Genomic DNA, 8,204 nt, shown 5'->3' on the forward strand with positions numbered 1-8,204 from the left:
CTTCTTCAATTCGCCTGGGTAGTTCGGTGGGGCCCTCCCCCGATGGGGGGGGGGGGGGCCCCCCCCCCGCGCGCCGCGGCCCCGGGTGGCGGGTGCGCGGCTCAGGCGGCGGGCGTCGCGGAGGCCGCGGGGTGCTCGATGTGCGCGCTCCAGCGGCCGAGCATCGACTGGTGCAGCTGGCTGGTGCCCTCGATGATCTCCATGACCTTGGCGTCACGGAACAGTCGGGCGACCGGGGCGTCGGGGCCGACGCCGTACGCGCCGAGGACCTGGACGGCGTCCGCGGCGATCCGGTTGGCGGTGGTGGACGCGAAGTACTTGGCCACCAGGGTCTGGTTGACGGCGTCGAGGCTCCCGGCCTCGGTGGCCGCCCCCGCCTCCCAGCACAGCAGCCGGGCCGCCCGGGAGCCGCTGACCATGTCGGCGAGCATCCGCTGCACCAGCTGGTGGTCGATGATCGGCCCACCGGACTGCACCCGCTGCGCGGCGTACCGGGACGCCGTGTCGAGGCACGCCTGCGCCAGGCCGACACAGCCCCAGGCCGTGCTGTAGCGGCCGATGTCCAGCGCCGTGGAGGCGACGAACGCGAGCCCGGAACCGGGCTGGCCCACCATCGAGCCGGCCGGCAGCCGACAGTCGTCGAAGGTGACCTCCGCGAGCGCGGAGCCGCGCAGCCCGAGCAGGCCCGACAGCGGCTCGACGCTCAGCCCGAGGGTGTCCCGCTCCACCAGGAACGCGGTGTGCCGCCCCTCGTACTGGGCGAAGACCAGGTAGAGGTCCGCGATCGCGGCGAAGCTGATCCACTTCTTGCCGCCGCTGAGGACGTAGCCGGTGCCGTCCGCGGTCGCCACCGTGCGGACGCTCTTGGCGTCGCTGCCGACCTCGGGCTCGGTCAGCGCGAAGGCGGCGACCGCCTCGCCGCTCGCGATCCGCCCCAGCCAGGCCTCCCGCTGCTCCGGAGTGCCCCACCGCCAGATGGAGTGCGACACCATGTCGGCGCAGGCGACGAAGTTGCGCACGTTCTGACAGGTGCGGCCCATCTCCTCGGCCATCAGGCCGTAGCTGAGCCGGTCCAGCGCCGAGCCGCCCCACTGCTCGGGCAGCAGCGAGGAGATCCAGCCCTCCTTGGCGAGGTCCTCGACCAGGCCGGCCGGTACGACCTGCTCCTCGTCGGCCGGGCGCGCCCGTGGTGCGAGCGCGGTGTCCGCGAACTCCCGGTACGCGCGCCACCGCTGCCGCTGCTCCTGGGTGAGCTGACTGATCATCTGGGGATACCTCACTCGTGTGGAAGGGCCGCCCGGCCCCGGGGAAGGTCGGGCCCGAGCCGGCGCGCGACCGCCGCCACCAGCTCCTCCTCCGCGTCGTGGAGGAAGAAGTGGTCGCCGGGGATGGCGTCGAGGTCGATCGACCCGTTGCCGTACGACGCCCAGCGGGCCATCTCGGCCTGCCCGACCTCCAGGTCGTCGGCTCCGTGGAAGGCCGAGACCGGACAGCCGAGCGGCTCGGCGGGGCGGGCGCGGTAGTGGTCCAGGATGGTGTAGTCCGCCCGGATCGTCGGGAGGTAGAGCTCCATGAGCTCCGCGTTCTCCAGCAGTTCCTCCGGGGTGCCGCGCAGTCGGCGCAGCCGCTCGACGAACTCGGTGTCCGTCAGGTCGTGGTTGGTCTCCGTCGGGGTCGCCTCGTGCGGCGCGGCGCACGCGGACACCAGCAGGCGGCGCGGGGCCGGCCGGCCCCGGGCGACCAGGTACCCGGCCAACTCGTAAGCGAGCAGGGCCCCGAAGCTGTGCCCGAAGACGGCGTACGGTCCGGCCGGGCCCCGCTCGACGGTGCCGGCGAGGTCGGCGAGCAGGGGTTCCAGTCGCGGGATCGCCGGTTCGGTCCAGCGGGCCCCGCGGCCGGGCAGCTCCAGCGGCACGAGCGTGACCGCGGCGGGCAGCCGCTCCCGCCAGGGCTCGTAGAGGCGGGCGGAGGCGCCCGCGTAGGCGAGGCAGTAGAGCGTGAGCGCCTCCGCCGGCGCCTGCGGCGCGGCGGGGTCCGCCCCCGGCCGGGAGGCGTCGAGGCCGAGCAGTCCGGCGACGGTGGCGTTCTCGTGCACCTGCTTGAGCGTCACCCGGTGACCGAGCTCCTCGCCGAGCCGCCGCTGGAACGCGACCGCCAGGATCGAGTTGCCGCCCGCATCGAAGAAGTTCTCGTCCTCCGAGGCCGGTTCGGCCTCCAGGACCGCGCGCCAGGCCCGCAGGACGGCCTCGCGGCGGGCGTCCGCCGAGGTGGTCACGGTGCGCCACCCCCCGTCGCACCACCGGCCAGCGCGGTGCGGTCGACCTTCCCCGAGGTGTTGCGGGGCAGCGCGGGCACCAGGTGGATCCGGCCGGGGCAGTACGGGGCGGGCAGCCGGCCGCGGATCCAGGCGGCCAGTTCGGGGGCCGTCACCTCCGCGGCGGGCACCACGTGGGCGGCGATGAAGGCCCGCTCGGGGCGGTCCGCGTGCTGAACCACCGCGACCGCCTCGGAGACGGCCGGGTGCTCCTCCAGCACCGACTCCACCTCGCCGAGCTCGATCCGGTGCCCGCGCAGCTTCACCTGCCAGTCGACGCGCCCCAGGTACTCCAGGGCGCCGCCGGGCGCCGTCCGGCCGCGGTCGCCGGTCCGGTAGGTCCGGGCGCGGCCGGCCGGGGTGTCCAGCACCGGGAAGCGCTCGGCCGTGACATCCTCCTGGCCAAGGTACCCCTCGGCCAGCCCCTCGCCGTGGAGCACGATCTCGCCGTCGTCCAGGAACCAGCCACTGCCGGGCAGCGGTTCGCCGAGCGAGACGGCGGCCGGGTCGTCGACGCGGGCGGCGCCGGCCCAGATCGTCGCCTCGGTCGGTCCGTAGAGGTTCCACAGCTCCTTGTGCCGGGCCAGCAGGGCGGTGGCCAGGGCCGGGGTGAGGGCCTCGCCGCCGCACCAGACGCGGGCCGCGTGCCCGGCCGACCGCTCCCCCGCCGCCAGCAGCAGGCGCCAGAAGCTGGGCGTCGCCTGGATCACGTCGGGCCGGTGGCGCTCGACGAACTCCTCGAAGAGGTCCGGGTCCGCGCGGACCTCGCCGGGGACGGCGACGAAGCGCGCGCCAACGGTCAGCGGGACGAGCAGCTCCGCGAGCGAGATGTCGAAGGACAGCGCGGTCATGGCGAGCACGCTCTCCCCCTCGCCCATCCCCGGGACGTTCGCCAGCGCGCGGATCCGCGCGGCGAGCGCCTCGTGTCCGACGACGACCCCCTTGGGCCGGCCGGTCGAGCCCGAGGTGAACATCACGTACGCCGCCCGGTGGAGGTCGATGCCCCCGGCGTCCGGCGCCCCGGCGCCGGCCGGGCTCCCGACGGTGAACACCGCCTCCTGCGCCGACCTCAGCACTGCCGCCGGGCGGGCGTCCGCCAGGATCCGGTCGCGGTGACCCGGCGGGCTGTCGGGGTTCATCGGCACCAGGGCGCGGCCGGCCCGGGCCCCGGCCAGCACGGCGATCGCCCCGCTCACCGGGCTGGTGGTCTCCAGCGCGACCAGCGATCCGCCGGGGGCGGCCTCCCGCAGGGTCGCGGCGAGGGCTTCGGCGTGCTCCAGCAGGCCGCGGTAGGTGTAGCTCCGCTCGCCGACGGCGGCCGTCGCGTGCGGTGCGCGGGCTGCCTGCGCCGCCACCTGGTCCCACACTGTCGTCATCGCGTCACTCCGCCTCGTTCGGGAGCAGTTCGGTGACCCGCGCGACGAACTCGGAGAACACCGCGCTGGTGAACATCACGTCGAACGGCATGGCGATGCCGAACTGCTTGCGCGTGGCGGCGAGCACCCGGGCGGCCTTGAGCGACTGGCCGCCGATGTCGAAGAAGTTGTCGCCGGGCGCGGGGACGCGCCCGAGCACCTCGGCCCAGATCGCGGACACCCGGGCGACCACCGGGTCCCCGTCGGCCGCAGTGGCGGCGCCGGTGGCGCCGTCGGCCGGGGCGGCCGCGGGCTCCCCGGCCCGTGCGCCCAGCGCGGCCCGGTCGATCTTTCCGCTGGTGTTCAGGGGCAGCGCGTCCACCCGCCGCAGCTCGGCCGGGACCATGTAGCCGGGCAGGACGCCGGCGAGTTCGGCGCGCAGCGCGGCCTCCCCGGCCGCGCCCGCGTAGAAGCCCACCAGTTCCGTGCCGTCGGCCGTGTCCCGGGCGACCACCGCCACCTGGTCGACCCCGTCGACCCGCAGGGCCGCGCGCTCGATCTCGGTGGCTTCGACCCGGTGGCCGCGCACCGCGATCTGGAGGTCTCGGCGGCCGACGAACTCCAGCGAGCCGTCCGGCGTCCACCGGCAGAGGTCCCCGGAGGAGTACCAGCGGCCGCCGTCCGGGCGGGGCCCGAACAGCTTGTCGGTGAGCGGCTGGTCACGCAGGTAGCCGGTGGCCAGGATCCGTCCGCCGATCAGGAGTTCGCCGACGGTGTCCGGCTCGGTGACGGGCGTGCCGTCGGCGGCGACCACGAGCACCTCGGCGCCCTGGATCGGACGCCCGATGACCGGGGTGCTCCGCTCGGCGGCCGCGCGCAGGTCGCCGCTGGCCGTGGTCACGACCGTGGCCTCGGTGGGGCCGTAGTGGTTGAACACGCCGGCCGGGAAGTCCGGGCGCGGGTGGATCCGCAGCTTGTCGCCGCCGGTGGTCATGACCTTCAACGTCGCGGGGACGTCGGCCAGTTCGAGGAACCGCTCGGCCAGCGGGGTGCTCAGGAAGCACTGCTCGACCTCCCAGGCGGCGAGCGCGTCGCGCACCCCCTGCACGTCGCCCGGGGCCAGCCCCCGGGGCACCACGAGGGTGGCGCCGTTCGCCAGCGTCGCCCAGGTCTCCCACACCGAGGCGTCGAAGGCGGGCCCGGCGAAGGTGGCGACCCGGACGCCGGGGCCGGTCCGGTAGGTCCGGGCGTGCCAGTCGACGAGGTTCGCCAGGCTCGGGTGGGCCACCTCGATGCCCTTCGGCGTGCCGGTCGAGCCGGAGGTGTAGACGACGTACGCCGCCTCGGGGCCGAGCCGGTCCGCCGCGGCCGTCGCGCCGGCCGGGGTGGTCAGCGCGACGCCGCCGGGCGCCGACGCGTCATGGGAGAGCAGGGCGAGCGGCCGTGCGTCGGACAGGATCGCCGTGCGCCGGGCCTCGGGGGTGGTGCCGTCCAGCGGCAGGTAGGCGCCGCCTGCCCGCCAGACCGCGAGCTGGGCCACCACCGCCTCGGCCCCGCGCGGGAACAGCGTCGCGACCAGGGCCCCGGGGCGGTGCCCCGGGAGGCCGGCCAGCCGGTCAGCCAGTTTGCCTGCGCTGTACCACAGTTGATGGTACGTCAGCTGGCCGGACACCGCGCCGGCCTCCACGGCGAGCACGGCCACCGCGTCGGGGGCCTCGGCCGCCCGTTCCCGTACCAGCTGCGGCACGGTGCTCTGCGCGGTCATGTCGATCATTGCCTCTCCTGTGTCACGGATCGCGGGGGCGTCCGGTGCGGGTGGCGGTCAGCGCCGACGGCGCAGCCCCAGGTGTTCGAGCACGGTGACCCCGTGGCGCGGCCGCAGGACCGGGGGGCCGACGGGCTCCGCGTCGCCGAACCGCTCGGCGAGCCGGGTCAGGGCGGTCGTGGCCTCCAGCCGGGCGAGGCCGGAGCCCAGGCAGTAGTGGGCGCCGTAGCCGAAGGACAGGTGGCGGGAGGTACGGCGGTCCGTGTCGAAGGCATCCGGGTCCGGGACGGTCCGCCCGTCGCGGTTCGCCACCCCGAGCATGAGCAGCACCAGCTCCCCCGGCTCGATCACGTGGCCGGCCACCTCGACCGGGGCGACGGCGATGCGCGCCACCTGCTGCACCGAGGTGTCGAAGCGCAGCAGCTCCTCCACGACCGGTGCGAGGTCCTCAGGCAGCCCCCGTCCCCACCTCCCGGTGTGCAGGAGCGTGCGGACGGCCTTGCCGATGAACGTCGAGGTGGTGTCGAAGCCGGCGAAGACCAGCAGGCTCGCCGTCGGCGCGATGTCCTCCTCTGCGATCCGTCCCTCCCCCGCCGCCTCGGCCAGCGCCCGGAGGACGCTGTCCTCGGGAAGCGGTGTGCAGCGCGCCAGCGCGACCACGTCCTCGATCTCGCGCAGCGCCGCGGTGCCCCGCTCGACGACCTCCGGCAAGTAGTCGGCGACCAGGAGGGAGGCGATGTCCCGTCCCCAGCCCGCCATCCGCGGGGCCACGGACCGGGGCAGCCCGAGCAGCCGGCACACCACCCGGCTCGCCAGTGGCACCGCCAGGTCCTGCATCACGTCGATCTCGTCGGCGACGGCCGCCAGCAGCTCGTCGACGGTCTCCTCGACGAACGGCCGCAGCCGGGCCACCCGGGCCGCGGTGAGCAGCGGCGCCACCAGGCCGCGCAGCACCTGGTGGCGGGGCTCGTCGTTGAACATGAACCAGCGCCGGACGGTGTCGGCGGTGCGCATCGCGCCGTCGCTGCCCGGCTGCCCGTCGTGCAACCGCGTGGTGCCCCGGACCGGCCACTCCGCGGAGAGGGCGCCGCCGCGCAGGAGTTCGGTCACCTCGTCGAAGCCGGTGACGATCCACACGCCCAGGTCGTCGTCCCGCCGGACGGCGGCGGTGTCGCGAAGGGCGATGTAGTCCATGCACGGGTCCACGGGCAGGGCCCCCGGACCGTGTCCGTACGGGCACAGGTCATCCATGGTCCTCCCCCTCCCCGCCGCCCCCGGGTCCGAGGGCGTCCGCGAGCGCGGCGGCCGCCGCGGGATCGGTGAACAGCCCGGTCGGCCCCGCCGGGAAGCGGCGCACCAGGGTCGCCGGGTCGGGCTCCCAGCTGCCGTCGGCGCTGAGCAGCACGAGGTCCGGCCGGTGGCGCAGGCTGCCGCGGTGGGCGCCGGCCGCCAGGGTGTAGCTCATCCAGACCCGCTGGTTCTCACTGAGCGCCCCGGCGATGTCGTCCGGCAGGTCGGGGGCGCAGCGGTCGACGAGGGTGCGCAGGAGGTCGGCGGAGAGCGCGAACGCCTCGGCCGGCCCGGCGGCGCGGATGTCCGGGACGTCGGCGGACCGCAGCTCCTCGTCCAGGCCCCGGGCGAGTTCGACCAGCAGCTCCTGGGCCTCCCCCGCGGTGGGCACGGACGGGTCGATCAGCACCAGGCGGGTCCCCGCGCCCAGCAGCCGGGCGAGCTCGGCCGCCACAGCGGCGCCGGAGCAGTACCCCAGCACCACCGTGGGGCCGTCGCTTCCTCCCAGCCAGCGCGCCCAGTGGTCGGCCTGCTCGGCCGGCGAGCGCAGGCCGTCCCGGATGTCCGGGTGGGCGAGCAGGTCGATCCGGTCGTACTGCTGCCGCCAGGGCGGCGGCAGCAGGGTGGCGAACGAGCGGGGCGGGACCTCCCGGCCGAACTCGACTCCCACCACCCGCTGCGGCTGCGCGGACATGGCGATCCCTTCTGTGGACGTACGGGGTTGAGATGACACGGCGTCAGTCGCCCGGCAGGACGGGGAGGACGACCCGCGACGGATGGCGCGGCCCCCGGTGGAGCGTGACGACCGGGGCCGGCGTGTGCTCCTCCACGCTCGCGTTGTCCCGGTCGCAGCAGGTGATGCTGATCCTCAGCCGCCGGCCCGCGGCGAAGCTGTACGAGGTCGGGTGGAGGTCCAGGACCAGTTCGACCGGCTCGTCCGGCAGCGGCTCGACCGCGTCGGCCGTCCCCGCGTGGTGCGGCAGGCCGGCGCCGTCCCAGGGGGCGGCGGTACGGCGGCGGTGCGAGGCCCGCAGGACGCCCTCGGTGACGTAGTGCGGGGTGCCGTCCGCGTCGACGTCGCTCAGGTAGACGAAGAAGGCCCCGTCGGGGTGGGTGGACGTCACCCACAGGTGGACCAGCGGGTGGCCGGTGACCTCCAGGTCCTGCGGCAGGGGTTCGGAGGTGTAGGTCAGCGCCCTGCGGTCGTTGGCGGCGAGGTCGTAGTGGAAGCCGCCGGCGTACCCGTCGGCCCAGCGGCTCGTCCGGCCGGAGGTGGCCGAGTAGTCGACCGGGTAGGCGTCGGCTCCCGCGGCCGTCCTCCCGTCCGGGCCCGGCGGCCGGTGCAGCGCCCCGTCGTTGACCGAGGCGGCGGCGCCCGTGCGGCCCGTCCCTCGTTCAGCAGCTTCACCTCGTCGTCCACCAGCACCTGCAGCGAGCCGCCGATGACGAAGAACAGCTCCGAGGCCCGGGTGTGGAAGTG

The 8,204-nt window shown here is 75.5% G+C and carries 7 protein-coding genes; all 7 read right to left on the reverse strand.

What is annotated here, in order from left to right; genetic code table 11:
- Positions 1–101: 101 nt before the first annotated feature.
- A complete protein-coding gene (locus ABZ885_RS31235; protein ID WP_360195987.1) occupies positions 102–1,265 on the reverse strand; it encodes an acyl-CoA dehydrogenase family protein in 1,164 nt (387 codons plus the stop codon).
- A gap of 11 nt (positions 1,266–1,276) precedes the next feature.
- Positions 1,277–2,275, reverse strand: coding sequence for an alpha/beta fold hydrolase (locus tag ABZ885_RS31240; RefSeq protein ID WP_360195990.1), 999 nt, complete (start codon positions 2,273–2,275; stop codon positions 1,277–1,279).
- Positions 2,272–3,690 carry an amino acid adenylation domain-containing protein gene (locus ABZ885_RS31245; protein WP_360195993.1) on the reverse strand — a complete coding sequence of 473 codons (1,419 nt, stop codon included), beginning with the start codon at positions 3,688–3,690 and terminating at the stop codon, positions 2,272–2,274. The genes ABZ885_RS31240 and ABZ885_RS31245 overlap by 4 nt, the downstream gene beginning before the upstream one ends.
- A gap of 4 nt (positions 3,691–3,694) precedes the next feature.
- The gene (locus tag ABZ885_RS31250; protein WP_360195996.1) at positions 3,695–5,443 is read right to left on the reverse strand and encodes a non-ribosomal peptide synthetase; all 1,749 of its coding nucleotides are present in this window, start codon (positions 5,441–5,443) and stop codon (positions 3,695–3,697) included.
- Between the two features lie 48 nt (positions 5,444–5,491).
- On the reverse strand, positions 5,492–6,628 hold the full coding sequence (locus ABZ885_RS31255; RefSeq protein WP_360195999.1) for a cytochrome P450: 1,137 nt from the start codon (positions 6,626–6,628) through the stop codon (positions 5,492–5,494).
- 49 nt (positions 6,629–6,677) lie between these two features.
- Positions 6,678–7,418 (reverse strand): hypothetical protein, encoded by a 741-nt coding sequence (locus tag ABZ885_RS31260; RefSeq protein ID WP_360196002.1) that lies wholly within the window; start codon positions 7,416–7,418, stop codon positions 6,678–6,680.
- A 43-nt stretch (positions 7,419–7,461) separates the two neighbouring features.
- A partial coding sequence (locus ABZ885_RS31265; RefSeq protein WP_360196005.1) for a CocE/NonD family hydrolase occupies positions 7,462–8,204 on the reverse strand: 743 nt, incomplete at its 5' end.

The sequence above is a fragment of the Kitasatospora sp. NPDC047058 genome, from assembly GCF_040643935.1.
GTDB lineage: Bacteria > Actinomycetota > Actinomycetes > Streptomycetales > Streptomycetaceae > Kitasatospora.